The 25,503-nt window shown below is 71.0% G+C and carries 24 protein-coding genes and 3 pseudogenes; 13 read left to right on the forward strand and 14 right to left on the reverse strand.

Going from position 1 to position 25,503, the window contains the following annotated elements; all coding sequences use genetic code 11:
- Positions 1 to 28: 28 nt before the first annotated feature.
- On the reverse strand, positions 29 to 1,219 hold the full coding sequence (locus N5875_RS37005) for a zinc-dependent alcohol dehydrogenase (protein WP_318211812.1): 1,191 nt from the start codon (positions 1,217 to 1,219) through the stop codon (positions 29 to 31).
- A 137-nt stretch (positions 1,220 to 1,356) separates the two neighbouring features.
- Here N5875_RS37005 and N5875_RS37010 point away from each other — a divergent pair.
- Positions 1,357 to 1,584 (forward strand): annotated as a pseudogene (locus tag N5875_RS37010) (NADPH-dependent oxidoreductase); the annotation flags it as partial.
- A 40-nt stretch (positions 1,585 to 1,624) separates the two neighbouring features.
- Here the strand turns inward: N5875_RS37010 and N5875_RS37015 are convergent.
- Positions 1,625 to 3,406, reverse strand: a complete 1,782-nt coding sequence (locus tag N5875_RS37015) for a PP2C family protein-serine/threonine phosphatase (protein WP_338498750.1) — start codon at positions 3,404 to 3,406, stop codon at positions 1,625 to 1,627.
- A gap of 37 nt (positions 3,407 to 3,443) precedes the next feature.
- Positions 3,444 to 3,767, reverse strand: coding sequence for a plasmid stabilization protein (locus tag N5875_RS37020; RefSeq protein ID WP_318211815.1), 324 nt, complete (start codon positions 3,765 to 3,767; stop codon positions 3,444 to 3,446).
- Between the two features lie 332 nt (positions 3,768 to 4,099).
- Here N5875_RS37020 and N5875_RS37025 point away from each other — a divergent pair, with 332 nt between their 5' ends.
- Genes N5875_RS37025 through N5875_RS37035 form a run of 3 tightly spaced genes read left to right on the forward strand, consistent with a single transcriptional unit; the run spans position 4,100 to position 6,037 of the window.
- Positions 4,100 to 4,786 (forward strand): HemK2/MTQ2 family protein methyltransferase, encoded by a 687-nt coding sequence (locus N5875_RS37025; protein ID WP_318211816.1) that lies wholly within the window; start codon positions 4,100 to 4,102, stop codon positions 4,784 to 4,786.
- Positions 4,770 to 5,015 carry a CDGSH iron-sulfur domain-containing protein gene (locus N5875_RS37030; RefSeq protein ID WP_318211817.1) on the forward strand — a complete coding sequence of 82 codons (246 nt, stop codon included), beginning with the start codon at positions 4,770 to 4,772 and terminating at the stop codon, positions 5,013 to 5,015. The genes N5875_RS37025 and N5875_RS37030 overlap by 17 nt, the downstream gene beginning before the upstream one ends.
- Positions 5,015 to 6,037, forward strand: a complete 1,023-nt coding sequence (locus tag N5875_RS37035) for an iron-containing redox enzyme family protein (RefSeq protein ID WP_318211818.1) — start codon at positions 5,015 to 5,017, stop codon at positions 6,035 to 6,037. The genes N5875_RS37030 and N5875_RS37035 overlap by 1 nt, the downstream gene beginning before the upstream one ends.
- 80 nt (positions 6,038 to 6,117) lie before the next feature.
- On the opposite strand, the gene N5875_RS37040 is transcribed toward N5875_RS37035, so the two are convergent.
- The 4 genes and pseudogenes from N5875_RS37040 to N5875_RS37055 form a co-directional block, all read right to left on the reverse strand.
- Positions 6,118 to 6,675 (reverse strand): DUF5709 domain-containing protein, encoded by a 558-nt coding sequence (locus N5875_RS37040; protein WP_338499376.1) that lies wholly within the window; start codon positions 6,673 to 6,675, stop codon positions 6,118 to 6,120.
- Between the two features lie 99 nt (positions 6,676 to 6,774).
- Positions 6,775 to 6,900, reverse strand: a pseudogene (locus N5875_RS37045) (DUF6480 family protein); the annotation flags it as partial.
- Between the two features lie 137 nt (positions 6,901 to 7,037).
- The gene (locus N5875_RS37050) at positions 7,038 to 7,994 is read right to left on the reverse strand and encodes a TIGR03557 family F420-dependent LLM class oxidoreductase (protein ID WP_338498753.1); all 957 of its coding nucleotides are present in this window, start codon (positions 7,992 to 7,994) and stop codon (positions 7,038 to 7,040) included.
- Between the two features lie 145 nt (positions 7,995 to 8,139).
- A pseudogene (locus N5875_RS37055) lies at positions 8,140 to 8,509 on the reverse strand (thiamine pyrophosphate-dependent enzyme); the annotation flags it as partial.
- Between the two features lie 333 nt (positions 8,510 to 8,842).
- On the opposite strand from N5875_RS37055, the gene N5875_RS37060 reads away from it, so the two are divergent.
- From N5875_RS37060 to N5875_RS37075, 4 genes are all read left to right on the forward strand, one after another.
- Positions 8,843 to 9,400 (forward strand): isochorismatase family cysteine hydrolase, encoded by a 558-nt coding sequence (locus N5875_RS37060; protein WP_318211821.1) that lies wholly within the window; start codon positions 8,843 to 8,845, stop codon positions 9,398 to 9,400.
- A 192-nt stretch (positions 9,401 to 9,592) separates the two neighbouring features.
- Positions 9,593 to 10,330, forward strand: a complete 738-nt coding sequence (locus tag N5875_RS37065; protein ID WP_318211865.1) for a VOC family protein — start codon at positions 9,593 to 9,595, stop codon at positions 10,328 to 10,330.
- 75 nt (positions 10,331 to 10,405) lie between these two features.
- A complete protein-coding gene (locus N5875_RS37070; protein WP_338498756.1) occupies positions 10,406 to 10,546 on the forward strand; it encodes a hypothetical protein in 141 nt (46 codons plus the stop codon).
- Between the two features lie 150 nt (positions 10,547 to 10,696).
- Complete coding sequence (locus N5875_RS37075; protein ID WP_338499377.1) at positions 10,697 to 10,870, forward strand: CsbD family protein; 174 nt, start codon at positions 10,697 to 10,699, stop codon at positions 10,868 to 10,870.
- Positions 10,871 to 11,060: 190 nt separating this feature from the next.
- Here N5875_RS37075 and N5875_RS37080 read toward each other — a convergent pair whose 3' ends face one another.
- Complete coding sequence (locus N5875_RS37080) at positions 11,061 to 11,609, reverse strand: universal stress protein (protein ID WP_338498758.1); 549 nt, start codon at positions 11,607 to 11,609, stop codon at positions 11,061 to 11,063.
- A 351-nt stretch (positions 11,610 to 11,960) separates the two neighbouring features.
- Positions 11,961 to 12,581: a LysE family translocator gene (locus tag N5875_RS37085; protein WP_338498760.1), complete on the reverse strand. Its 621-nt coding sequence runs from the start codon at positions 12,579 to 12,581 to the stop codon at positions 11,961 to 11,963.
- Between the two features lie 294 nt (positions 12,582 to 12,875).
- On the opposite strand from N5875_RS37085, the gene N5875_RS37090 reads away from it, so the two are divergent.
- The gene (locus tag N5875_RS37090; RefSeq protein WP_338498762.1) at positions 12,876 to 13,256 is read left to right on the forward strand and encodes a hypothetical protein; all 381 of its coding nucleotides are present in this window, start codon (positions 12,876 to 12,878) and stop codon (positions 13,254 to 13,256) included.
- A gap of 309 nt (positions 13,257 to 13,565) precedes the next feature.
- A complete protein-coding gene (locus tag N5875_RS37095; protein ID WP_318211866.1) occupies positions 13,566 to 14,621 on the forward strand; it encodes a PP2C family protein-serine/threonine phosphatase in 1,056 nt (351 codons plus the stop codon).
- Between the two features lie 202 nt (positions 14,622 to 14,823).
- Here the strand turns inward: N5875_RS37095 and N5875_RS37100 are convergent, their stop codons facing one another.
- Entirely contained in the window at positions 14,824 to 15,987 is a 1,164-nt protein-coding gene (locus N5875_RS37100) for an esterase-like activity of phytase family protein (RefSeq protein ID WP_318211826.1), read from the reverse strand.
- A gap of 199 nt (positions 15,988 to 16,186) precedes the next feature.
- Here N5875_RS37100 and N5875_RS37105 point away from each other — a divergent pair, with 199 nt between their 5' ends.
- The 3 genes from N5875_RS37105 (at position 16,187) to N5875_RS37115 (ending at position 20,421) form a co-directional block, all read left to right on the forward strand.
- Positions 16,187 to 18,412 (forward strand): LamG-like jellyroll fold domain-containing protein, encoded by a 2,226-nt coding sequence (locus N5875_RS37105; RefSeq protein WP_338498764.1) that lies wholly within the window; start codon positions 16,187 to 16,189, stop codon positions 18,410 to 18,412.
- A gap of 193 nt (positions 18,413 to 18,605) precedes the next feature.
- Positions 18,606 to 19,343, forward strand: coding sequence for an alpha/beta hydrolase (locus N5875_RS37110; protein ID WP_338499379.1), 738 nt, complete (start codon positions 18,606 to 18,608; stop codon positions 19,341 to 19,343).
- 223 nt (positions 19,344 to 19,566) lie between these two features.
- Entirely contained in the window at positions 19,567 to 20,421 is an 855-nt protein-coding gene (locus tag N5875_RS37115; protein ID WP_338498765.1) for a DMT family transporter, read from the forward strand.
- A gap of 7 nt (positions 20,422 to 20,428) precedes the next feature.
- On the opposite strand, the gene N5875_RS37120 is transcribed toward N5875_RS37115, so the two are convergent.
- The 4 genes from N5875_RS37120 to lanL all read right to left on the reverse strand — a co-directional run bounded on the left by N5875_RS37120 (position 20,429) and on the right by lanL (position 25,446).
- Positions 20,429 to 21,400 (reverse strand): ABC transporter permease, encoded by a 972-nt coding sequence (locus tag N5875_RS37120; protein WP_338498766.1) that lies wholly within the window; start codon positions 21,398 to 21,400, stop codon positions 20,429 to 20,431.
- Complete coding sequence (locus N5875_RS37125; protein WP_338498769.1) at positions 21,397 to 22,404, reverse strand: ATP-binding cassette domain-containing protein; 1,008 nt, start codon at positions 22,402 to 22,404, stop codon at positions 21,397 to 21,399. The genes N5875_RS37120 and N5875_RS37125 overlap by 4 nt, the downstream gene beginning before the upstream one ends.
- A gap of 130 nt (positions 22,405 to 22,534) precedes the next feature.
- Positions 22,535 to 22,690, reverse strand: coding sequence for a VenA family class IV lanthipeptide (locus N5875_RS37130; RefSeq protein ID WP_318211833.1), 156 nt, complete (start codon positions 22,688 to 22,690; stop codon positions 22,535 to 22,537).
- Positions 22,691 to 22,734: 44 nt separating this feature from the next.
- Positions 22,735 to 25,446, reverse strand: coding sequence for a class IV lanthionine synthetase LanL (lanL, locus tag N5875_RS37135; protein ID WP_338498771.1), 2,712 nt, complete (start codon positions 25,444 to 25,446; stop codon positions 22,735 to 22,737).
- Between the last annotated feature and the right edge of the window lie 57 nt (positions 25,447 to 25,503).

Below are 25,503 nucleotides of genomic sequence, written 5' to 3' on the forward strand. Positions count from 1 at the left end.
GGACGGCTCGTCAACGGCCGACGGCTCGTCAACGGCCCGGGGTCAGCACGACCTTGACCATGCCGTCCCGCTTGGCCTGGAAGGTCTCGTAGGCCTGAGGTGCCTCCTCCAGGGGGAGGACGTGGGTCGCGAAATCGTCGACCCCCAACGGGTCGGCGTCGTCGAGCAGCGGGAGAATGTCGTCCACCCAGCGCCGGACGTTGGCCTGGCCCATCCGGAGCTGGATCTGCTTGTCGAAGAGGCTGCGCAGGGGCACGGGATCGACGGCGCCGCCATAGACCCCGACCAGACTGATGGTGCCGCCGCGGCGCACCGCGTCCACCGCCGCGTCGAACGCGGACATGCTGTCCACGCCGGCCCTGGTCATCAACCTCTTGCCGAGGGCGTCGGGCAGCAGTCCCGTGACCCGTTGCGCGGCCTTGGTGAGGGGCGCGCCGTGAGCCTCCATGCCGACGGCCTCGATGACGGCATCCGTGCCACGGCCGTCCGTGAGGTCCCGGATCCGGTCCCCGAGCCCGTCGCCCAGCTCGGCGAGGTCGAGCGCGCGAACACCGCGCTCCCGGGCCCGCGCGAGCCTCTCGGGAACGAGATCCACGCCGAGGACCTCGCCCGCGCCCCGGTGAAGGGCCACCCGGGCGGCCATGTCACCGATGGGCCCGAGCCCCAGCACCGTCACGCTCCCCCCGGGCGGAACCCCGGCGTAGGCGACGGCCTGCCAGGCGGTCGGCAGGACGTCGGAGAGGTAGAGGTACCGCTGGTCGGGGGCGTCGTCGGGCACCTTGACCGGCAGGGTGTCACCGAAGGGCACCCGGAGGAACTCGGCCTGGCCGCCGGGAACCTGACCGTAGAGCTTGGTGTAGCCGAACAGCGACGCCCCCATGCCGTACTCCGTCACCTGCGTGGTCTCGCACTGCGACTGCAGCCCCTGGCCGCACATCCAGCACGTGCCGCACGAGACGTTGAACGGCACCACCACCCGGTCGCCCGGCACGAGCGTACGAACGTCGGGCCCGACCTCCTCCACGATCCCCATGGCCTCGTGCCCGAGGATGTCACCGGCGTCCATGAACGGGCCGAACAGCTCGTACAGATGCAGGTCGGAGCCGCAGATGCCGGACGAGGTGACGCGTACGACCACATCCGTCGGATCGACGATCACCGGATCGGGCACGGTGTCCACGCGCACATCGCGCTGCCCGTGCCAGGTCAACGCCCTCATGGTCCTCTCCTCACGCTCGACGGTTCGGCAGGCTCGACACCTCGCGACTGCCCGACCCACCGGGACCTATGCGCTTGTCCCCTACGGCGCCCCCACGGTCGGAGAACACCGCGGGGCGAGACAGGAACGCGGAGCGGGGGGCGCACAAGGTGAGCGCCGACCTCTTCCAGGGTCTCGACGACGTCGGCTTCTCCCTCGCCCCGAACGCCGTCACCTACTGGGTCGGCGAGGCCATGCACACGACGGACTACCAGGACCTCGACAAGACCCCGGAGGCCACCGCGGACGCGACCGCGACCCTGGCGGCCAACACCGCCCACCTCGCCCGACGCCTCAAGACCGCTCCCTACCCTGCCTCGCCCTGACCCCGGGCCGAGGGCGGGGACGCCGGCGTCGGTGCTGCGCTCAGTCCACCCGAATCCCCAGGACACACGCGTCGTCCTCGTGGCCCGCGACGTCGGGATCGGCCAGCAACGCATCGATGAGCCCCTGCACCCCCTGCACCCCCTGCACCCCTTGCACCGCTTGCACCCCCTGCACCCCTTGCACCCCTTGCGGTTCCGGCGGAGCAGCGGACGCCACCGCCTGGGCCAGCCGGTCGATCCCCTGGGTCACGTCCTCACCGCGGCGCTCGACCATGCCGTCGGTGTAGAGCACCAGCAGATCGCCCGGTCGCAGCCGCGTCGACGCGGTCTCGTACGCATAACCCGGCAGGGCTCCGAGGAGCGGCCCGCGCTGCTCGGTCCCCAGCGGCTCGGCACGGCCTTCGCGCAGCAGAAGTGGTGCGGGATGCCCGGCGTCGGCCCAGTGCAGGACCTTGTCCTCGTCGAGGTGACCGACCACCACGGTGGCCGTCTGATCCGCCGGATCGCTGCACACCAGCTCGTTCAGCCAGGTCGTGATCTCGCCGGCGGAGGCGCCCGTCTGCGCCAGCCCCGCCAGCGCGTGCCGCTGCTGGGCCATCCGTGCGACGGCGTCCAGGCCGTGTCCCGACGCGTCGCCGATGGCGACGAGCACCCGGCCGTCCGGCAGCAGCCGGCACTTGTACCAGTCACCGCCCACAGCGGCGTCGGGCTCGGCCGGCCGGTAGGAGGCGGCAACCGTCAGGCCGACCGCGGCCAACGCCTCGGAGTGCGTGGGCAGGATCGCCTCGCGCAACGTGTCCGCGATCCTCCGCTCCGCCTCCGTCTGCCGTCGCAGCTGATCCGACTCCCGCTCCGTCTCGGCCAGCCGCCGTCGGCTGCGGATCTGCGGGGTGAGGTCGCGGGCCACCAGGTTCAGCGCCCACGCCCTGCCGTCCGTCCCGGTGACCGGCCGCCCCAGCAGGTCGAGCGTCCGGAGCTCGCCGAGCACAAGGAAACGGATCCGCGTCCAGGCGGGCTCCTCGCCCGCAAGCACCGAGCTGAGGAACTCCGCGAGCGCCGTCAGATCGTCCGGCAGCAGCGCGTCGCACAACTGCTCCAGGGTCCACGGCATGCGCACATCGGCGTGGAAGATGCGACTGAGCCCCTCCGACCAGGTGACCTTCCCGGAGAGCAGATCCCAGTGTCCCCAGCCCATCGAGGCCACGAACTGCGCGTCGATGGTCAGCAGCTCAGCCTGGCTCTGTACGGGTTGCCACGTCGCCAGGATCTGTTCACCGCACCGGGCGGCGGAGTACAGCAGCGGCGCCCGGTGGATCCGGCCCAGCCGCTGCTCCGTGTAGTCCACGACCAGCCGGTCCAAGGGCTTTCCGGTGTCCACCACGTCCACCAGGGCGGCCAGCAGCCCCGAGTGCGCCGCGCCCGGCCGCGCCTCCAGGAACCGTTGGCCGACCTGGTGGTCCGGGGCCTCCAGCCATTCCGCCGACCGCACGCGGTTGCCGGCCACGATGCGGAAGTCCAGGACGGCGCCCGTGTCGTCCTGGACCGGTTCGAGCAGTACGGCTGAGGCCGGGATCGCCGCGAGGACCGAGCAGACGCCGCTGCCGCCCGGCTCGTGGGTGCCGCACAAGCACGGTGAGGCCCCATCCGTCTCCGCGGACGGCGGGAGCACGGCCAGGGACTGCAACGGCGACGCCAGCTCCGTACCGCCCGATCCGTCGAGCGGGCGCTCCGCGTTCCGGCGCACCGCCGCACGCAGGGCGGTGATCTCTCGGCCGATCATGCCCTTGAGGGCGTCGACACTGTCGGGCAGGGGAAAGGTCATCGTTCGCCTCCGCGAACTTCATGACACGCCGCTCGTCTCAGTGACCGAGTGACTTCTTCAGTTCGGACTTGTTCATCGACGAGCGTCCGTGGATGTTGCGCCGCTTCGCCTCCTCGTACAGCTGGTCGTACGTGGGGCCTTCCGAACCGCTCGAAGAACGCTGCCCGCCCCGCTTCGACGACGACTTGTCCTGGGTGGAGGACTTGCTCGCGGTCTTCGACTCGCCGGAACGCGCCCGCTCCTTGTTCACCGTCCGTGCGGCGATCTCCTTGGCACGCTTGGTGCTCTCTCCACGGTCCTCCGCGCTCTCCTTGATGTGTTCGTACTGTCGTTCCCGCTTCGGGCTCGATCCACGAGGCATGACGACTCCCTTTCGTCTCCGCCGGATGTGTGACGGTGGACGCGTGCGCGTGCGCGCACGGACACACGGTCGTACTCCGCCCTGCCGCTGCCCGCTCGGACGGACATCAATCACTCGACCCTGTCATCGGCCTCGCCCCTCGGCAGGTGGAGATGCTCGAACGGGTGAGATGCGCGCGGGAGTGATGTGAACGGGTGAGATGCGCGTGGGTCACACGTCCAGCGCCGGGTCGAACCCGCCCTCCCCCGAATGAGGTGATCGGCTCGGGGCAGTCGCAACCCGTAGCCCATGGAAGCGGCCCGCGCGGCCGCACCCGAATCCGGAGGTACGCGATGGCCCTCACGGTCCCTCCCACCGGGACGCTCCCCGGCGGCCTGGTCGCGCTCCCGAGCGTCTACCGGCCACAGGAGGACACACGCCTGCTCGCCGAGGCACTCGCCCACGAAGAGCTCGGACCCCGCACGGACGTCCTGGAGATCGGCACCGGCACCGGGGCGCTGGCCCTGCACGCCGCACGCAGGGGCGCCGCGGTGACAGCGGTCGACGTCTCCTGGCCCGCGGTGGCGACAGCACGAGTGAACGCCCTGGTCCGCCGACTGCCCCTGCGCGTCCTGCACGGCGACTTCGCGACCCGCACGAAGGGGCGGCGGTTCGACCTGGTCGTGACGAACCCTCCCTACGTCCCGGCCCCCGGTGCCCGGCAGCCCTCGCGGGGCGCGGAGAGGGCCTGGGACGCGGGCCCCGACGGACGCCTGGTGATCGACCGGATCTGCGCGTCCGTGCCCGTTCTGCTGCGTCCGGGCGGTGTGCTGCTGATGGTGCACTCGGGCATGTGCGGAGCCGAGGCGACCGTGGGCCGGCTGACCCGCGCGGGTTTGACCGTCGACGTCACGGCGCGAGCCTCCGTCCCCTGGGGACCGGTGCTGCGTTCCCGACGGGCCTGGCTGGAGCGGCAAGGCCTGGCGAGCGAAGCCGAGCAATGGGAAGAGCTGGTGGTCATCCGTGCCCGGAACGCCTGACGACACCCCGGGCCGGGCGCCCGCTCGCCGGGTCTCCCTGGACCCCCAGGGGCCGGTCCTCGTGGAGGGGCCCGTCGAGATCGTCCTGGACGACGGGACGATCGCCCGGTCCGACCGCTTCGCCGTCGCCCTCTGCACCTGCCGTCGCAGCCGTACCTACCCCTGGTGCGACACCAGCCACCGCCGCCGCGCGCGAGCCACCCCGCCGACCGAGGACAGGAAGCCGTGATGCCCCCTCCCAGCCCGACGCCCCTCGCCGCCGCGCCCGCTCCCCGCCTCGCCGAGGGACGGGGAGAGCTGTCCCGGGCCGTGACGGAAGCCCTGCGGTCGGGCGGCACGCCGCAGTACGAGCCCGAGGCCGTGTCGAGCGCCGACGTGTGGGGCGAGGACCTCCAACTCGCCCTCTATCTGCTGTACGAACTGCACTACAAAGGCTTCGAGGGAGTCGACGACGCACAGGAATGGGACCCCGACCTGCTGCGGCTGCGCCGGGAGATGGAAGCCCGCTTCCTCGACGCCCTGCGCGGCGAGCTGCCCGGGGCGCCGCGGACGGTCGAGGAGGCCTTCGCACCGCTCCTGGTGGAGCCCGTGGACCTGTCCGGCAGCCTCAGCCACCACCTCGAAACCGACGGGAAGCTGTGGCAGCTGCGCGAGTACGCGGCCCTGCGCTCCCTGTACCACCTCAAGGAAGCCGACCCGCACGTCTGGGTGATCCCCCGTCTCAGCGGACGGGCGAAGGCCTCCATGGCCGCCATCGAGTACGACGAGTTCGGCGCCGGCCGCGCCGACCGCGTCCACGCCAGGCTCTTCGCGGACCTCATGGCCGACCTCGGCCTCGACCCCACCTACGGCCGGTACGTGGACCACGCGCCCGCGCCGCTCCTCGCGACGGTGAACCTGATGTCCCTCTTCGGGCTCCACCGCGCCCTGCGCGGCGCCCTCGTCGGCCATTTCGCGTGCGTCGAGATCACCTCGTCGCCCGGGTCCAGGCGCCTGGCCGGGGCGATGCGCCGGTGCGGGGCGGGGCCCGCCGCGGAACACTTCTACGCCGAGCACGTGGAGGCGGACGCGGTCCACGAACAGGTCGTGCGCCACGACGTGGTCGGCGGCCTGCTGGCCGACGAACCCGGCCTGGAGGCCGACATCGCCTTCGGCTCCGCCGCCACCGTCTTCCTGGAGGACCGGCTGGCCGACCACATCCGCGACGCGTGGGACCGGGGAGGCAGCGCGTTGCGCCGCCCGCTGGCGTAGGTGCGTCCGCCTGGCGCAGGTGCCTGAGGTCCGGTGGTGCCTGAGGTCCGGTGTGCCGTGAGGTCCGGTGTGCGGTGCCGTTACTCGGGCTCGCTCTCGGGTGACGCCGACCGCTCCCCGCTCGCGTCCACCGCCGTGTCGACGTGCATCGCGGCCTCCTCGGCCGGCGCGGAGCCGTCGTCCAGACCGACGTCCCGGGCGACGGCGCGATCGTGGTGACCGCGCGGTGTGTCGACCGGTGCCAGGCGTCCGGCCCGGGTGGCCCCCGCCTCGTGGTCGACAGGCTCTCCGGCGCCGCCGGGGAGGTCTCCGATGCCGTCGTCGTCGGGCGGCGGCTGTCCCGGGGAGTCGGGGACCTCCTGCGCGAGACGCTCGTCGAGCGTTTCGCCCTCCTGCTGTTCCCGTTGCGTGGTGCCGTGCCGGGTGACGCCCCGGGGGCGCTCGGGCGGGGAGTAGCCGGGGACCGACATGTCTTCGAGGGGATCCGTGGTCAGCGCGTTGTCGGGGTCGAGGTCATCGGAGGGACGGTTGGCCGCGTCGGAATGGGTGGGCTGGTACACGTCGTCACCCCGGGCTTCGTCCGGGCGCGGGTCGTCGCTGCCGATCGTCGGGTCGGACTCGTTGCGGGCCATGGCCATTCCTTTCGCTGAGGTGGGGCGGGTGTGGGTGCGGGTGCGGGTGGGGGTGTGGGCGGGGGTCGGGCGGCGGCCGGGTCGGTCCGTGGCGAGAACGATCGCGTACACGAGGAAGAACAGGGCGCACAGGATGACCAGCGACCAGATGATCACCATCGGGCCCGTCGCCCACCCCCGCCGCGGTGGCCGGTACGGGCCGGTGCCGGTGCCGGTGCTCGTACCGGACTCCGCCGGTGGTGGGTCCGGTCATGACGTTCATCTCCCGGAAAGTTGCAGAAGGGGCGAAGAGCCGAGGGGGAGGGGGCCGAGGGATCGGTTCGGGCCCATGTCCCGCCGCCGCTGTCGAGGCAGGCGCGGAGCGCCGCTCAGCCGAGCAGGGCGGGGAGGACCTTCTCGCGGTAGGCGGTGAAGAACTCCTCCTGCCCCTGCCCCATCTGGCCGACGTACACCTCGTCGAATCCCGCCTCCACGTACGCGCGGACGGCGTCGACGTGTTCCTCGACGTCCGGGCCGCACGGTACGGAGTCGGCCACCTGCTGTCGGGTGACGAGCTCCGTGGCCTGCTCGAAGTGGGCGGGCGTGGGAAGGATCTGGTTCAGTTCGCCGGGCAGGTGCTCGGTCGGCCACATGCGGTGTGCCGTGTCGACGGCAGCCTCGCGGTCCTGGTCCCAGCAGACCTTCAGGCCGCCGACGACGGGCTTGCCGGCCCCACCTGCCTCACGGAACGACGCGATGGCGTCCTCGTCGGGTCCCATGGTGACGAAGCCGTCCCCGATGCGGCCCGCGAGCGCGGCGGCTTTGCTGCCGAAACCCGAGACCAGGATCGCCGGCGGCGACTCGGGAACGGTGTAGAGGCGGGCGTTCTCGACCGTGTAGTGACGTCCTCGATGGCTGATCTCGCGGCCCGGGAACATCTTCCGCATGACCTCCACCGCTTCTTCCAGCATGTCCGCCCGCTCGTCGAACGCGGGCCATCGGTCACCGAGAACGTGCTCGTTGAGAGCCTCACCGGTGCCCACCCCCAGAGCGAACCGACCCTTCAGCAGCACACTCGAGGTCGCCGCCGCCTGGGCGGTCACCGCGGGGTGCATCCGAACGGTGGGACAGGTCACGAGCGTGGTGACGGGCAGGTCCACCGTCTGGGACAGGGCACCGATCACCGACCACACGAAGGGGCTGTTGCCCTGGGTGTCGGTCCACGGGTGGAAGTGGTCGGAGATCGCCAGGTGCGTGAATCCCGCGTCCTGCGCCAGATGTGCCTGGCGCAGCAGCTGGTCCGGGGTGAACTCCTCGCAGGACAGGAAGTAGCCGAAGGACGTCATGCGCGCATTCCCTTCACATCGGCCCCCTTGATCCGGCTACCCGGACAGGCCGTGTGAATGCCCACCAAGGCCGGACGCTCCCGCGCCCGGCCGACATGCGGGCTCCCGCGCGATCAGGCTTCGCCGTTGTGGCCGCGGCCGCGTCCGGGCTCTCCACGCGTACGCCGTCCAGACCGATGGAGCGCGCGACGTCCGCGTGGGGGACGTCGGGCAGCGACTGCGAGGGCAGGAACTGGGGGGGCTCCGGACAACGACCGCATCTCCCAGGTGACCTGGTTGAGGTCTAGGTTGTTGACCACGGCGACGACCAGCCGAGGGTCCTGCCGGTCCTGGTGGTACTTGGCCGCGGTGATGAGTTCGGCCATGCCGTTCATCTGCATGGCGCCGTCGCCGACGAGGGCCACCGCCGGGCGGTCGGGATGGGCGAACTTCGCCCCGATCGCGTACGGCACCCCGGGACCCATGCTCGCCGGCGTCCCCGAGAGCGATCCTCGCATGGCCCCGCGCAGGACATGCTCCACGTCCCACTCGCGCAGACGCTGGAGGATGAAGTCGGAGATCTTGATCGGCATGATGCTCCTTCTCGTCGCCTGGTGTGCGGTCGGGGGCTCTTGTGCGGTGGGGCGCACGAGGCGCGAGCACCCCGACGGATCCGCTTGCCGGCCACGGAACGTCACGAGCGGCAGCGCGTCGCCCGTGCGTCCCGTGCCCGCGCCTGACCGCTCAAGGCGGCGCGAATCGCCACGGCGTCCGCCGCCGGTAGCGTGGGGATCGACAGCCGGTCCCCGACCGTGCGGGGCAGCGCGTGCGCGGTAGACGACGGGACGTGACGAGAGGCGGCGGCATCCATGCCTCGTACGGCAGCACTCATCGTGATCGACATGCTCAACACCTACGCACACGAGGACGCCGAGGCTCTGGTGGTGTCCGTCCGCGAGGTGCTCCCCGGGATCGAGACGTTGCTGCGACGTGCGCGTGCCGACGACGCGCCCGTCCTCTACGTCAACGACAATTTCGGTGAGTGGCGCTCCCATCACGGAGAGATCCTGAGAACCGCCCTGGACGGCCGGCACCGTGATCTGGTGGAGCCCGTCGCGCCCGACGAGAACTCGCTCTTCGTGGTCAAGGCGCGGCACTCGATCTTCTTCGAGACCCCGTTGGCCTATCTGCTGGGTCAGTTGAAGGTCGAGCGTCTGGTGCTGTGCGGGCAGGTCACCGAGCAGTGCGTGCTGTATTCGGCCCTCGACGCCCACATCCGGCACTTCGACGTGGTCGTGGCGGCCGACGCGGTCGCGCACATCGACGCCGAGCTGGCCGAGGCGGCCCTGCGGATGATGCGTACCAACATGTCCGCGACCATCTGCCCGGCGGCCGAGATCACCTTCGACGCGCGACTGCCGGAGTGAGTCGGGCGCCGGCCCCTCCCCCTCTTGGCCCATCCCGGCCCGTCTCCCGGCCGACCGCGGCCCGTCTCCCGGCCCGACGCCTTTGTCGGGTTTACGGTGGAAGTGTCCCCGCCCCGCATATGTGATCCGAGAGTGACGGCTGTGTCGACGGCGAGCCACGAGATCGCGGGCGCCCCGTGCTGGGTCAGTCTGATGACCCGGGACCTGGCTGCCGCACAACGCTTCTACGCCGGTGTCCTCGGGTGGGACTTCCGGGCCAGCGGGCTCGGGGAAGGCTTCGCGGTCGCTCTCCACGAGGGCACGCCGGTCGCGGGGATCGGTGCCCTCGCGGAACGCCTCGACCTCCCGGTGGCGTGGACGACGTACTTCGCCGTCGCGGACGCCGACCTCACCGCCGCCCGGATCTGTGAACGCGGCGCGACCATGGCCGTGGGGCCCCTCGCCTTCGGCACCGGCCGCGCCGGGCTCGCCGCCGATCCCGCCGGAGCGGTCTTCGGGTTCTGGGAGGGCGCCGTCGTCCCGGACTGGTCGGTGGGCCGTGGCAGGGCCCCGGCCTGGCTGGAACTGCACACACGCGACGCTTTCGCCGCCTCGATCTTCTACGGGGAGGTTCTCGACTGGGCCGGACAGGAATCCGGCTGCTGCGTGGCGTCCTTCGAACACGACCACGTCGTCCTGCGGCACGGCCACGACACCGTCGCGCGCATCAGCGGCGGTACTGCCGGCCAGGAGCCGGACCCCGAGATCCGCCCGCGCTGGCACGTCCACTTCCCCGTAACGGACCTGGAGGAGACGATCGCTGCCGCCGAGGCGCTGGGGGGCGCGGTCGTCGCCCCCGTCGGTACGTCCCCGACGAGCCGGTGGGTCGACCTCGTCGACCCGGACGGGGCGCGCTTCACCGTGGTCGCACCCCGGATCACGTTCCCCTGAAGCCGCCGCCCCCGGCCCGGTTTCTCCTCGGTGCCGAGGGTAGGCGTGCGGGTGAGCGTATGAGGAGGGACCGTCATGAGCGCCAAGGAAAAGGCCAAGGCCAAGGCCAAGGCCGAGCAGTTCATCGGCAAGGCCGTTCAGAAGACGGCTCATATGCGGGGAAAGAAGCACGGAGGCCAAGGGGGCCGCTTTGGGGATCCGTGGGAAAGGCCGTGAGCGCAAGGAGAAGGCAAAGGATTTCTTCAAGCGCTGACCCGCTCTGAGCATGCTTGTTCTCATGCATGCATGAACACCTACGTTGCGGGCAGGCGCAACCACGCGTCTCGCTGGGAGGCGTGGAAACAGCGGTGCGAGAAGGTGACGAAAATGGCCGGAGGCAAGAAAGCCAAGAATGTGGCGAAGACCGCCAAGGGCAAGGTGAAGGAGACCACGGGCAAGGCCGTCGGGAATGAGCGCCTGGAGATGAAGGGCCGCGCCGACCAGATCGAAGGCGACGCGAAGCAGGCGGCGGAGAAGGTCAAGGACACTTTCAAGCACTGACCCGTCGGCCACCGCCGGCGAAAGCGCGGTCGAGAGCGCTGTCGAGAGCGCGGTCCGGCGCGACAGAAAGTCGCCGAGACGGAAGTCTGCCGACAGAAGGTGGAAGCGGCCCGTGGGGCCGCTTCCACCTTCGTCCGCCGGTCGGCGGTCAGCGCCCGCGTCGGCGCCGACCTGCCAACACTGCAGGACCTCAACCTCGACCTCGGCCCGCTGCGGCCTCTCCTCCCACCGGCCGACGGAGGGCCGGGGCGACGTGTGCGGCAGGCTTCATGTCGACCTGCGAACGGTGACGACGGGGGTCGATTCCCAGGACGACAGGCCCCCCGCCGGCGGATGGCCGGTGGACTTCGCGGACGGTCATCACCGGGCAGTGACTGCGGGCGGCCAAGGAGAGCGGCGTCGATCCGAGCAGCAGGCCCTTGAGGCCGCCCATGCCCCTGGAACCGACGACGATCAGGTCCGCGGCCTGCGACTCGACCTCCAGCACGTGCACCACGTCACCGGTCACCACCGCCGTGGTCACGGTGACCTCGGGAGCCGTGCGACGTGCGTGGATCGCGGCTTCGTGGACCAGTGCCCTGGCAGCCGGGTCCGGCACCACGTATCTGGGCTTGATCGGCACTTGGGCGTGCACCACACGCAGCTGCGCACCGCGCAGGACGGCCGCCGCGGCGGCCGCTTCCACAGCGGTGAGACTCATCGACGAGCCGTCCACCCCGACAACGACGAGTGTGCCCATGGACGACCGCTCCTCTTCAAGCTGTGGGTTCTCAGCGTCGCCCCGTCGCCATGGCGCTGCAATTCATGCGAGCCCGGGGCGCAGCGCACGACGGCCGCCGTCCGGTCGCACGGCGGCCCCGCGCCGCGGCCCGGCGCGCGGCGTGGGCCGCCGGGTTCAGACGGTGCGGCGGTTGCCTCGTCGTCACAGGGCAGCCGCGCATCCGCGGCAGTCGGCCGGAGAGGTCTCTCCGGCCACCGCGCCGGTACGGCCCTCCTCGGCTGGGGTACGTGATCGAGCCCAGCGGCGGGCAGCGGATGAGTGTGCTGTCGGCGCCGGGGTGTGGGAGGAAGGCCGGGCCTTGGCGGCGATTCAGGGCTGGGAGGTTGCGACCTTGATCCCGAATCCGATCAGGACGACGCCCGTGATGCGGTCCATGGCCCGTCGTACGCCAGGCTTCTCGAAGAAGGCGCGGGCCTTGGCCAGCACCAGCACGTAGCTGCCGAGCCAGACGAGGGTGAGGGCCGCGTGGACGAGGACGAGCACGGTCATCCCGAGGTGCGGCGTGAGGCCGGACGGAGCGAGCGTGGGCAGGAGGCCCGTGTAGAAGACGGCGATCTTCGGATTGAAGATGTTGCTGACCAGTCCGGTACGCCACGGATTCCCGGACGGGACCGGCGAACTCGCCTCCGGGGCCGTCGAACGACCGCGCCGACTCTGCCGCAGCGCCTGGACACCCAGGAAACCGAGGTAGACGGCACCGGCGAGCTTGACGAGCGTGTACGCCGTGGCGGACGCCGCCAGGACGGCGGCCAGACCTACCACGGTGAGCGAGCCCCATGTGAGCAGCCCCGCCGTGATGCCCCCGACCGTGCGCAGACCGTCCCGCCAGCCGGACGCGATGGCACGCTTCGTCACCACCGCCATGTCCGGCCCGGGAACCACGGTCAGGACAGCGAGCACACCGGTGGCCGTGAGCAACTGAACGAACATGGGCTCAGTCTCGCACCGAGGACCGCAGGCGCTTGATCTCGGTGGGACGGATCTGCACCGAGCGCCGGTCGGCGCCTTCCCGTACCCATCCACAGCACCCTCTCCGAGTCCTTCTCCTTCGAACGGCTCGAGGAGTACGCGGAGCGCGGCCCTGAGGAGCTCCGGGCCTTCGCCGAGCAGCAGGACACCTACTTCACCGACCGGACGGCGTGAGGCGCGCAGGGCCTGAGGCGGTGTCGACGAACTGCTCGCTGCGCCGCCCCGTCCCGCCCACGTGGGGCTAGGCTCCGTGGGATGGAGCGAGCTGAGGTTCTGAAGCGAGTGATCGGCATCCTGACGGAGGCTCAGGAGATCCGCCGGGCCGTGGAGGACGAGAGTCAGGACGAGGACGCGTTCGAGTCCGCGGCCGAGATCGACCCGCGCGTGGTCACGGAGATGCTGAACGAGATGCTGCCCCACATCAGCGTGCCGGCCGACGCCGCTCCCCAGGAGGTCGCCCGCCTCCTCGCCACAGCCCTCGGTCCCGCCCTGTACACCATGGTCTCCGGGTTCACCCTGGCCTTCACCAGTCTCGCCATGGCGCACGACGAGGGGCGGACCGACGTCTCCTCCGCCGAGGTGCTGCAGAGCCTCGCCCTCCAGGTGGAGGCGGGCCGCTTCGACGAGGGCGCCTGAACGATCCACCCGCGCTGCGTGACGGCGGACTCTGCGGGGAGCCGTCACGGCCTGCTCCCACCCGCGGCAGGCGGGCGGACTCGGCGGCCCGCGTGCTGACAGGGCCGCAGCCCAGTCGAATTCTTCGCTGCGGCCCTCGGGGACGAGAATCCCCGGTGACCGCCCGTTTCCGGGGCCCCGCGGGCGGTCGCTCGCGGGCCGCCGTGCACGTCACCTGAAGCGCTATGCACCTACTGTGCGGATATTCTGTCCGATGTGATCACGTTTGGACCGCTATGGCTTCGCCGGCGCTACGGCCCGGGGGTGCTTGTGCGGCTGTCGCCGGTCATCCTGACCGTCGTGATCGCCGGGCTTGCCTACACCACTCCACCCGAGATGGCTTTCAGCCGCCTCCTGCCTGCCGCACCGGCCCTGGCCGCCGCCATGTGGCCGGTCCTGCCCACGGTCCTGCTCGGCACGATCTGCCTGGTGCTGATGATCGGCCTGAGCCTCGTCTTCCCCGACCTGGGAACATGGTGGACGGGCGCGGGGATCATCGCGGTCACCGTCGCGGCCGCGTACGGAAGCCATGTGCGACTGCAGCGGGAGCGCACCCTCCTTCAGGTACGGCTCGTCGCCGACGCGGCGCAGCAGGTCGTGCTCGGCCCGATGCCGCGCCACTTCAGGAACGTCGAGATCGAGTCGTTGTACCTCGCGGCCGCGGCTGAGGCCCGCATCGGCGGGGACTTCTACGAGGTGGTCGACACGCCGTACGGCGTCAGACTGCTCATCGGTGACGTACGCGGCAAAGGCCTGCCGGCGGTGGGAGCGGCCGCGGCCATCGTCAACGCCTTCCGCGAGGCCGCGTACAGCGAGACAGATCTGGTCCACGTGGCCCGCAGGCTCGACGCCAGCTGCACCCGGTACAACGGCGCCTTTCCCCCGGACGGGGTGACGGAGCGCTTCGCCACCGCGCTTCTCGTCGAGATCCCGCTCGACGGCGGGCGGATCGGCATCCTCAACTGCGGACACCCGCCTCCGCTGCTCCTGAACCGCAAGACAGTCCGTGTCATCGAGTCCGCGACCCCCTCACCACTGCTGAGCCTGGCCGATCTGCTGGGGGACCACTACAGCGTCGACACCTGTGACTTCGCCCCCGGTGACCTGCTGCTCCTGTACACCGATGGGATCGCCGAGGCCCGCGCACGTAACGGCGAGTTCTTTCCGCTGACAGCCTGGATGCGCCGACAACCGCGGACCCCGCCCCGTGAACTGCTCACGGCACTTCACCGCGACCTGCTCCGCTATACCCAAGGACGTCTCGACGACGACATCGCCGCCCTCGCCGTACACCTGGGTGAGCACCGAGCCACCCAGTCCCCGTGAGCGAGTCACCGGCCCGTCACGCCGGAGGCATCGTCGGCCCGGAGACGCCGGCTCGCCCGGCCCGGCCGGCAATCGCCACGTTCGGGGAGCCGGGCGCGCATGGCCTGGCGTATCTCCCGCGCCCGGCCTGATCCTCCGGGAGGTCGCCCGTAAGGCGGCCGCCCGGAGAACTGCCGTCTTTCCCGGCGAGGTGGCTCAGGGCTCAGCGCAGCGCGAGTGCGACGAACTGCGTGACCGCGTCCTTGTCGAAGTTGTCGTCGCTGACGAGGATCAGGGATCGCTCGCCGGACGGCAGGGTGGGGCCCCAGGTCATGCCTTCGGTGTTGTCGACGGTGGACAGGCCGAGCGTGTGGAAGTCGGCGACGAGCCTCTTCCGCATGGGCACGACGGGCTGTCCGGCCAGGGAATCCACGGCCCGTACGTCGGTGGCGCCCCGCGTGGTGGTGTCGTACAGGCGGATCTTGTACCCGGAGCCGGCGACCCAGGTGCGTTCGAGCACGAGGTAGCGCTCGGGGTCGTCGGGGAAGGCGAGGAGAGAGGGCACGCCGGTGTCGGGGCCCCACGGGCTGGTCGGGTCGGACTCGGCGAAGATCTTCTCGATGGGGTACGCGAACTGTCCGAGCACCCGGCCGCCGCGGGTCTGCCGCGTGACGCGGACGAGCGCGCCGTGCGTCAGGTCCGGCACCGGGCCGTCCTGAAGAAGCGGGCCCTCGACCGCGCTGGTCACCACGGTGCCGCGGGCGCCGAAGGTGAGTGCCTCGACGGCCTGGTTCCGGCGCGGCCCGCGCTCCGGGGTGATCGTGTAGTTCTCCGGGAGCCGCAGACGGCCGTGGTGGGCGCCGTCGGGGTCGGAGATCTCGATGGACGGCTGGATCACGGGCGGGCCGGCGACGGCGGGCCGGTCGCCCTCCTGCCCCCACCAGTAGCGGCAGTCGCGCGGGTCGACGCGGATCTCCTCCGGATCGATCGCCTTGCCGTCGCCGAGCGCGGGCGACGGGTAGACCGAGCCGTCCGGCTGGAGGAGGGGGTGGGTCGCGGTGAAGTCGACCGCGTGCACGCCGGCGGCGTCGATGTCGAGCTTCGCGGTGTAGAAGCGCGCGGGCTGGAGGAAGGAACGGTCGTCGCTGATGAGGACGTACTCACCGGTGCACCTGTCGCGGTCGATGCCGGACAGGCCGCCGACCGTGGTCCCCTGGAAGTCGAGCTTGTGCGGGACGGTCTTCTCGCCGAGCAGACGGGCCTGCACCGCACGCTTCGACTCCGGTCCGTACGCGCCGGGTTGGGGTGCGGCGGCCACGGCGGGGGCGACGGCGGAGGTGACGAGCAGGGCCGCGACGCAGGCGCGGCGGATCACAGAGGCACTCATACCGATGATCATGACCCGGCCCCCGCCCACCCCGCAGTCACCCAGGCGAGTGTTCCTCACGCCCACCGGGCCGACAGTCGGACCATAGGTGTGACGGGAGGGCTGGGATTGATCACGCCGGGCCTCGTTTGGCAGAGTCCAGGGGCGTCCCGAGGGGGGACGGGGGTGCGGACACCCATATGTTCGATAGTGAGTTGATATGAGAAGATCTGCGGCCACGTGGCTGCGCAGGGTCGCACCCGCCCTGGTGGCGGTCGCCCTCCTCGGCGCGCATGCCGTGCCTGCGGCGGCTGTCACGACGACGCCCGGTGACGCGGCGGGGAACGCCTACACCCGGGACTCGGTTCGCGCGGCGACCTGGAACATGTGCGGTGAGGCCGGCGGCGAGTACGCCTCCGCCCCCGGCTACTGCCCATGGCGCAACGGCAAGACCAACACCGGGCAGAAGGACCCCGCCGGGAATCCGATCTACGAATACCTCGGTCCCGAGAAGAAGATGAAAGGCGTCGCCAAGCTCATCAACGAGCGCAATCTGAACGCGGTCATGCTGCAGGAGGTCTGCGCCGGTACGACGGCGGGCGATACGGCCGGATCCAGCCACCTCGACGAACTCGCGGCTCTGCTCCCCGATGACTGGACCTTCGCCTCGGCGGGCGTCACGCGGCCGGACGAACCGTACGAGGAGCCCGAGCGTTCGGAGGTCGAGCTCATCGACCAGGAGGGTTCGGACTGCCGTGGTCCGGCCCTGACGGGGACTCTGAGCATCGCCATCGCGGTCAAGGGACAGATCACCTGGAAGACGGAGAAGGCCTTCCACACGCCTGTCGACGCCGGACTGTCGATGAACAGCGGATCCGTGCTCTGTGTCGAGGTGGCCGGCTGGGAGAGTCACCTCTGCACCACGCACATCTCCAACTTCGACAAGGACGAGCAGGAGGGACGGCTCGACCAGGGCAAAGCCAAGGAACTGTACGACCAGCAGATAGCGACCACCGCGGACGTGGTGAAGAAATTCCCGTCGGTGGTTCTGGGCGGTGACTTCAACACCGGCAACCGGGACAGGATCCAGACCCTGTACAGCCTCATGGCGGAGTGCGACCAGCGGTCGTATCTGCCGGGCGATGCCGCGAACGAGACCACGAAGTTCAACCGGACGAACGAGACGCTCGCCGACCCCAACGGCCCCGACGCGGGCGGGTACGAGTCGTACGACGACACGGAGTCCAAGATCGACTACCTGTTCTCGACCGGCGGCTTCACCGGGTGCGACTCGGCGACCGAGTACGGCGACAGGACGAACTACAGACTCACGGCCCAGCCGCAGTGCACGATGGCCGCCAAGAACTGCGTCGCCGGCGATGAGGCGTACTCGGACCACACTCCCGTCTACGGATACACGCAGGGGGGTCCGACACTGTCCTGGAAGCTCGACGGCAGCGCCGACGCGACGTCCGGCGGATCCGGCGGCCACACCGGTGTGCGCACCGGGGGAGCGGACTGGGCTCCGGCGGAGCACGGAGGAGCCCTGCTGCTGGACGGGAGCGACGACACCGTCACCCAGAGCGGTCCCGCGGTCAACACCGCCCAGAGCTTCACGGTCTCGGCCTGGATCAAGGTGGACCCCCTGACGACCGCTACCTCGGCCGTACTCTCCCAGGACGGGGAGCGGATCAGCGGGATGATCCTCTGGTACAACGCGACCGACTCCTCCTGGCGGTTCGGGATGCCCAGGGCGGACGCCGACGGCTGGAGCGTCGATCAGGCCGTCGCCCCCGGAGCCGTCAAGGGCGAATGGACCAGGCTCACGGGTGTGTACGACGCAGCCGCAGGAACGATCAGCCTCTTCGTCAACGGTTCCAAGAAGGCCACGAGTGCCCACACCGCCCGGTGGAGCGCGTCCAAGTCCTTCGTCGTCGGCCGAGACCTGGTCAACGGCGCTCACAACGCCCACTTCAAGGGACATGTCCAGCGGGTCGAGGCCTTCGCCTACCCCATGCGGGACGACCAGGTGGCCTCCTACGCCGGAAGCATGACCGCGCCGACCGGCAAGAAGACAGCGCTGCAGGGTCCCGAGGGGGAGCTCTCCCAGGGCTGCCATGTGTCGCTCGACGAGTTCGGCAACGACTTCGGCACGACCGGCAGCCTCACGCCCACGCTCACGGCGAAGGTCCGGCACCCCGACCCCTCCAAGGACGTCTGGGCCGAGTTCTCCCTCTGGGACAACACCTCCTCGACACAGATCCTGACGCTCGGCACGCCGGGATCGAGAAGCCTCACGACGGTCAAGGGACAGGGCACGGTCTCTCTCACCGTGCCGGCCCTCACCCCCGGGCACAGCTACGGCTGGCGGGTACGCACGGCCGACCAGACGACCAACGACACGCCTGTCTCCGCCAACTGCCACTTCAGGGCTCCCGCAGCCTGAACCACCGGCAGCTCTCGTGCCCCGGTCGGCCACCGACCGGGGCACCCCTGCTCCGTAGCCCCCGGCAGGCGGCCGGTGAACCGGAGCAGGCCCCTTGTCAGACCCGGGCCGTACCGTGCTGTCCGTGCCACGCGAACAGCGATCGCTGACCGACGAGAACGCCGCTTGGGCCCTGCGCGCCGTAGCCGCGGGGATGACGCGCGCCAGCGTGCGGCCGACCAGCTCGGTGTCCGGCCCGGCGTCATCCAGGCGCTGTGCCCCGGCGGCAGCAGCCCCGGCTGCTGCAACCCGTTCCACGATCTCGGCACCCAGCACGAGAACCCAACCCCAGGCCGGCCCACACGACCCCGCCCGCCCCATGGGGCTGCTGGACGACGCGGAGGCCATCCGGGACAGCCTCCGGCGCATCGACGGCCCGGTCGCGGTGATCGCCCACTCCTACGGCGGCGTCCCCGCCACGGAGGCCATCGCGGACGCTCCGAACGTGGTACGGGCCGTGTATCTCGCCGCTTTCCAACTGGACGCGGGGGAGAGCATGTTCACCTTCCTCGGGTCGCCCGTACCGGACGACGGCACGGGTCACGCTCCGCCGTACGAGGACGCCCGACGGATCCTCTTCGACGACGTGCCCGACGCCGACGCCGAACGCGCCGTGGCCCGGCTGCGCCCGCAGACCGTCCTGTCCTTCACGGAGCGGGTGACCAGCGCGGGTTGGCGCACCGTGCCCTCCAGCCACGTCGTCTGCGAACGCGACCGGGCGCTCGAACCGTCCCGGCAACACGAGCTCGCGACGCGCGCCGGTTCCGTCCACCGGCTGCCCAGCGGCCACTCGCCGTTCCTCTCCATGCCCCGGCAACTGGACACGCTCCTGGTCCGGATAGCCACCTCCGCGGCGGCTCCCCCGCGTGAACCGACCCATTGCCGCAGCTGACTCTCGCAGGCATCGCCCGCACCGCGCAGTACCTCTTCGGCCACGGCCACCGCAGAGTTCCCCGATCGCGGCTCCGTAGGCATCCCACGCCGGTGGTGGCTACGGCGCTGACGGCGGTGATCGGACTGCCGTTCGGGAGCGGCATTGGACCGACCGGGTCCTCCGTACGGGTACCCGCCGGTGTCGCCCCTCGGACGGCTGCCGCCCCGGTGAGGATCGGTCCATGGGCGTCGTCCTGCCGGTCCTCTTCTCGCTGCTCGCCGCGTTCAGCAACGCGCTGGCCACGGTGCTCCAGCGGCGTGCGGCGCTCACCGTCCCGCAGTCCGACTCCTTCCGGCCCGGACTGATCATCGACCTGCTGCACCGCCCTCTTTGGCTGGCCGGCATCGTCGCCGTCATCGCCGCCGGGGTCGGACAGGCGGCGGCCCTCGCGACCGGGCCGCTGGCCCTCGTACAGCCGCTTTTCGTACTGGAACTTCCCCTCGCCCTGCTGATCGCCTCCCTGCTGTCGCGCGAACGACTGCCCGGCCGGCTCTGGGCCGCGGTGGCGGGGGTCGTGGCCGGACTCGGGGTGGCGCTCGTGGCCGCCTCGCCCACCGGCAACCGCACCCATGTGGAACTGGACCGTTGGGTGCCGGTCCTGGTGACCTGCGCCGTCGCCGTGGTGGCCCTCGCCGCCATCGGATCGCGCAGACCGCCCGGGCGCGCGAGGGCCGGCTGTTTCGGCGCCGCGACGGCGATCTGTTACGCGCTCACCGCCGCCCTCATGAAGACGTCCATGCACATCCTCGGCGACGGCGGCATCGGCGCCTTCCTGACGGCCTGGCAGACCTACGCCTTCTGCGCTGCGGGGATCGCGGCCCTCCTGCTGCTCGAACACGCCATGCAGGGCGGTCCGCTCGTCGCCTCGCAGCCCGCCCTGACCCTCGGTGACGCCACCGTGAGCCTGAGCCTCGGCGTCCTGCTGTACGAGGAGCACGTACGGGCGGGCTGGTGGCTGCTGCCCCAGCTCGCGGGGATCGCACTGATCGTCCTCGGGGTGTTCACGCTGGCGCGTAGCGACGTCGGCGCGTCCTGACGGTGTGTCACTCCGGCCGGTTGAAGCGTCGTGCGGCCCAGAGCAGGGCGGCGATGCCAGTGGCGAGGAGGAGGCCGGCTTCGAGAGGGAGAGGCGGCTGCCGGCCTGCCCATTCGATGCCGGCGATGGCTTGCTGGTCGGGTACGCGGTGGGTGACGCAGCGGCGGAGCAGGTCCACCGCGTAGGCGAGCGGGTTGGCGCGGGCGAGGGCGTGGGCCCAGCCCGGCAGGGCGTGCAGGGGGAAGAAGCCGCCGGAGAGGAACAGCAGCGGCATCATGATCAGGCCGAGGAGGATGTGGAACGTTTCCGCCCTGCGGAGGGATACGGCCAGGGCCAGGGCCAGAGCGGTGATCGTGAACGACGCCAGGATCATGCCGGCCAGGAGCAGGACCAGAAGGAGCGGGTCGTAGGGCAGGCCCACCGTGCCCGCGAGGCTGAGCAGTACGGCGCCCTGCGCCGTGGCGGTCATGGTGCCGCCGGCGCAGTGCCCCAGGAGGAGCGTGGCACGGCTGACGGGGGCCATGAGGAGCTCCCGAAGGTAGCCGCTCTGCCGGTCGGTGATCAGACGGATGCCCACCATGATGGCCGGAGTCTGCACGGTCATCATCAGCATGCCGGGGAAGAGGTAGGTCTGGTAGCCGGTGCCCAGGGAGGAGCGGGGGATGAGGGCGGCCAGTCCGCCTCCCAGGATGAGGAGGTAGAGCATCGGGTGAAGCAGCATCAGCGCGGTGTGGGTGCGCTGGCCCGCGAGGCGCAGGAGGTCGCGGTGGACCAGGGCGTGGATCGCGCGCAGTTCGCGCCGGAGACGGGCCGCGCGTCCGGTGCGGTCGGTGCCGGAGTTGCAGGCGTTGCCGTCGAGGCCGGAGCTGCCGGAGTTGCGGGAGACGCCAGAGGGGCCAGAGGCGCCAGAGGGGCCAGAGGCGCCAGAGGGGCCAGAGGCGCCAGAGGTGCCCGGGGCCTTCACCGTGAGTTCGGTCATCGGCTGCCGCCGCTCTCTGACGTGGTTGCGTCGAGGCTGCGGCCGGTGTGATGGAAGAAGACGTCGTCGAGCGTGGGCGGAGCTGCGGAAGCGGCGTGTACGGCGATGCCGTGGCATTGCAGTGCCGCGCAGAGGCGCGGAATCCACGTGCTGCCGTCCGGCATCCGCAGACAGACCCCACCGGCGTCCGCGGTGATGGTGCGGTCCGGCGGCACGATGCCCCGTACGACCCGTTCCGCTCCCGTGTCGTCGCCGGTACGCAGTACGACCAGGTCGTCTCCGATCGCGGCCTTCAGCGCGAGGGGCGTGCCCTGCGCCACCACACGGCCGCGGTCGATGATGGCGATGCGATCACACTTCTCCGCCTCCTCCAGGTAGTGGGTGGTGACGAAGAGCGTGCTGCCGTCCCGGTCGCGCAGCGTACGCAGGTGCTCCCAGACCTGGGCGCGGGCGTGCGGGTCGAGTCCGGTGGTCGGCTCGTCCAGGAACAGCACACGCGGGGAGTGCAGCAGGGCGCGGGCGATCTCCAGGCGGCGCCGCATGCCGCCTGACAGGGTGCGTACCGGGGAGCGCCGCCGGTCCGTCAGCCCGGCCGTCTCGAGTACCTCCGCGGCGCGTGAGCGGGCGTGGCGGCGGGAGAGTCCGTAGAGGCGTGCGTGGATGTGGAGGTTCTGTTCGGCTGTCAGTTCCGCATCCAGAGCGCTGTGCTGGGAGAGCACGCCGACGCGTCGCCGTACCTCCTGGGGCCGGCTGAGCACGTCGGCGCCGGCGACGGTGGCGTGGCCGGCGGTGGGGCGGGCCAGGGCACACAGCACGGCGATGGTGGTGGACTTCCCCGCGCCGTTGGGCCCGAGGAAGGCGAAGGTTGCGCGTTGCGGCACGTCCAGGTCCACGCCGCGTACGGCGTGGACGGTGGTGCCCTGCGGGCCCGGGTAGCTCTTGACCAGACCGCGCATGCTGATGGCGTACGTGGTCGGGTCCTCGTCACCGGCGGGTAGCTGCATGGGGTGAGGTCCTCATCTCCGGTTACGCCCTCCGCGGCCACTGGGGCGCGCGGCAGGAGGCGGCTGGTTCCGGCAGCACATCCGGCCGGCGGCTTCCCGGGTGGTCGCCGGCCGGATGACGGTGTCTTGCCTACGCGCAGCTGATGCCGATGCAGACCGTGTTGAGGAGGGTCAGCAGACCGACGCACTCACACGTCGCGGCGAACGGCGCTCCGTCGACGCCGACGGGGTCGGTCTCCGGAAGGGCGTGGAGCCGGGCCAGCAGTTCGAGGTCGTTGTTCTCCATGGTTCTCTCCTTCGTTCTGAGACTTGCGGCAGACTTCCTGCCGCTCAGACCGGCAGCCGGACCATCCAGTGCCGGGGGTCGGCGTGACGGGTCCGCAGGAGGAAGGCCAGGATTCCGGCGGATCCGTCGCTCCAGCTGGTCGAGACGTCCCCGTACTCGTTGGGGAAGACCACCTGGGCATGGCGGTGGGCCCTCTCGCTGAGGATGAGACGGGCCAGGTCCTCGGCCATCGTGCGGTAGACGGGGTCACCCGTGGCGGCGGCCATGTCGAGGAGGAAGTCACCGTTGCCCGCCAGGCCGTGGCACTGGGAAAGGGCGGCGCGGGAGGCGCGCTCGGTGACGGCGTGCGTACTGCGGCGGGCGAGGTCGCCGAACCTGTCGTCCCCGGTGGCCTGCCACAGCCGGACGAGGAAGGTGCCGATGCCCGCCGCGCCGTGGCACCAGTACGGGGCCGTGGGCAGGTCCCCTGCCTGTGCGGGCCATTGGGCCGCTTCGCCGGTGCGTACGGCTCCGGCCAGCAGATGCTCGCCGGCCTCCACCGCGAGGTCCAGGTGCTCCGGGCGCTGTGAGACGGACGCGGCGGCGAGGAGGAAGCAGCCGATGCCGGCCGTTCCGTGGGCGAAGCCGAGGTAGCGTTTGCCGCCCTCGGAGGAGACGGCTTCCGCGGGAACCGGCCAGCCCACTCCGGACGGATCACGCCGCGCCGCGGCGGCGAGCCGGTCGGCCGCGTCGACGGCCAGTTCGGCGAAGCGCGGATCACCGGTGCGGTGCCACAGGTGGACCGCGGCCAGCCCGCTGCCCGCGCTGCCGTGGGTGATGTCGTGGTGGGGTGCCGCCTGTTGCGGAGCCAGTGCCAGAGCCAACGCGTGGTCCACGAGTCTCTGGTCGTCCACGGCGCGCCCGGCGTCGTACAGCGCCCAGGCGGTTCCGCGTCCGCCGAAGTGCAGGCCGGGGCGTGTGGAGCGGACATCGGTGCGGCCCGCGATCCAGTGGCCGGCGGTGGAGATCAGCTCGGGCAGGCGGTCGTCACCCGTGAGTTCCCAGTAGCGCGTCAGCACGGCCAGGACACCGGCCGCGCCCTGCTGCACGGTGCAGGGGTCGGCCTCGCCGGCCATGGTGGACACGGGCCACAGTCGGCGCTCGTCCGCCGGAGTCATCGAATGGATGAGATGGTCCACGATCCCGGCCAGAGCGTCGTGCGGCCCGCTCGGAGTCCGGCAGTTGTTCCGGTCGTCATGGCGGCTGTCGCTCCGCGCCGTGCGTGGGGCGGCGTGGTCCCGTGGCCGTACCGGATCCGCCCTCCGGAGAGCCTCGCGCGCCCGGGTCGGGTCCCACCGCTCGGCGGGGTCGTCCTTCATCAACCCGAGGATCATCTCCGTGAGGCCGTCCGGCAGTCGAAGCGGCCCTGTGCAGGCGGTGAGCCATGCGGCGAGCCGCTGCTCCGGGGCCCTGGTGGCAGGCTCCTCGGGCAGCAGGTTCGGCACCTTCCCGGCCAGCACGAAGCACGCGGTGGCGCCGAGGCTGTAGTAGTCGCCCGTCGGGCTGACCATTGCGTCGGCCAGACGTTCGGGGGCGCTGAAGCCAGGAGTTCCCACGCGGGTCGGCAGTGCGGCCTCGTCTTCCAGGACAGCGAGTTCGAGGTCGATGAGGCGCAGCTCACCGTCCGGGCGGACCATGACGTTGCCGGGTGTGAAGTCCCGCAGGACGCAGCCTCGGGCGTGTGCCGCCGCGACCAGGTCCACCAGGCGTCCGACCTGCGCCAGCGCGTCGGCGCGGTAGCGTTCCGCTCCGACATCGCGGAAGTGCTCGGCCACCCACGTACGCAGGGTGATGCCCGGCACTTCGTCCTGGGCCAGGAAGAGGTGCCCGCCGTGCTCGATCAACGCCAGCGGTTCAGGAACCAGCCCCGTGCCCTTGAGCTTTTCCAACGTCCTGGCCTCGGCGCGCAGCCAGTCGCGGACGTCGCACCCGGAGGCGTCGGCCTCCACGTGAGGCCTGGCCTCCTTGATCACCACGAGGGCACCCGTACGGACGTCGCTGCCCCGGTAGACGCCGCCCTTGTTCGTGTGCCGGATCGCCTCCCGTACCGCGAAACGACCACCGAGCAGTACCGGAGCAACCGGCCCCTCCGCTGTGTCCGCCGCGCGCGGCACGACGGGCACCGTGGCGGGGAAAGGGGAGACCGCCCAAGGGGGCGGGGAATACTGGCCGGTGCGCTTGTCCTCCACGGGATTGCCGTCAGGGTCCACGATGAACCACACCAGCAGACCGTCGTCCGACAGCCGCCTCCGGCCGACGAACGAGCCGTATCGATAGTGCACCAGCGAGTGCGGGGCGTACGGCTGGTCGGACAGGATCCGAGGGCCGGTCAGCCCCGCCGTGGCCCTGTGCAGCTCCTGGGCGAGCCGGGCCGCTTCGTCGTCGGAACGCGGATAGACGGTGATGAACTTGCCCGAGCTTCCCCGGGGCGTGGCACGGGAGTTGAGCGCACTCACCTGGTCCAGCGACCGGGCGAACTTGAACGCCGACTCCTCCCGAAGCAGCACCTCCAGGGCCTTCTCGAGGACAGCCGCCGCGGAGGCGACGGTCGCCGAGAGATGCAGCTTCCACCCTTGCTCGCGCCGCGTTCCGGACCCGGGCGCGACACGGCACCACATCTCGTCCGCGTCGGCCGCCCAACGCTCGCCCTGGCCCGTGGAGTGCAGCGCCTTGCGGAGAAGGCCTTCCAGTTCGACTTCGGTGACCTGGCTCGTCATGCGTGTCCTTCTCGACGGTGAGGTCCGCTGACCGGAAGGTGCCCGATGGCATGACCG

The organism is Streptomyces sp. SJL17-4 (assembly GCF_036826855.1).
Lineage (GTDB): Bacteria > Actinomycetota > Actinomycetes > Streptomycetales > Streptomycetaceae > Streptomyces.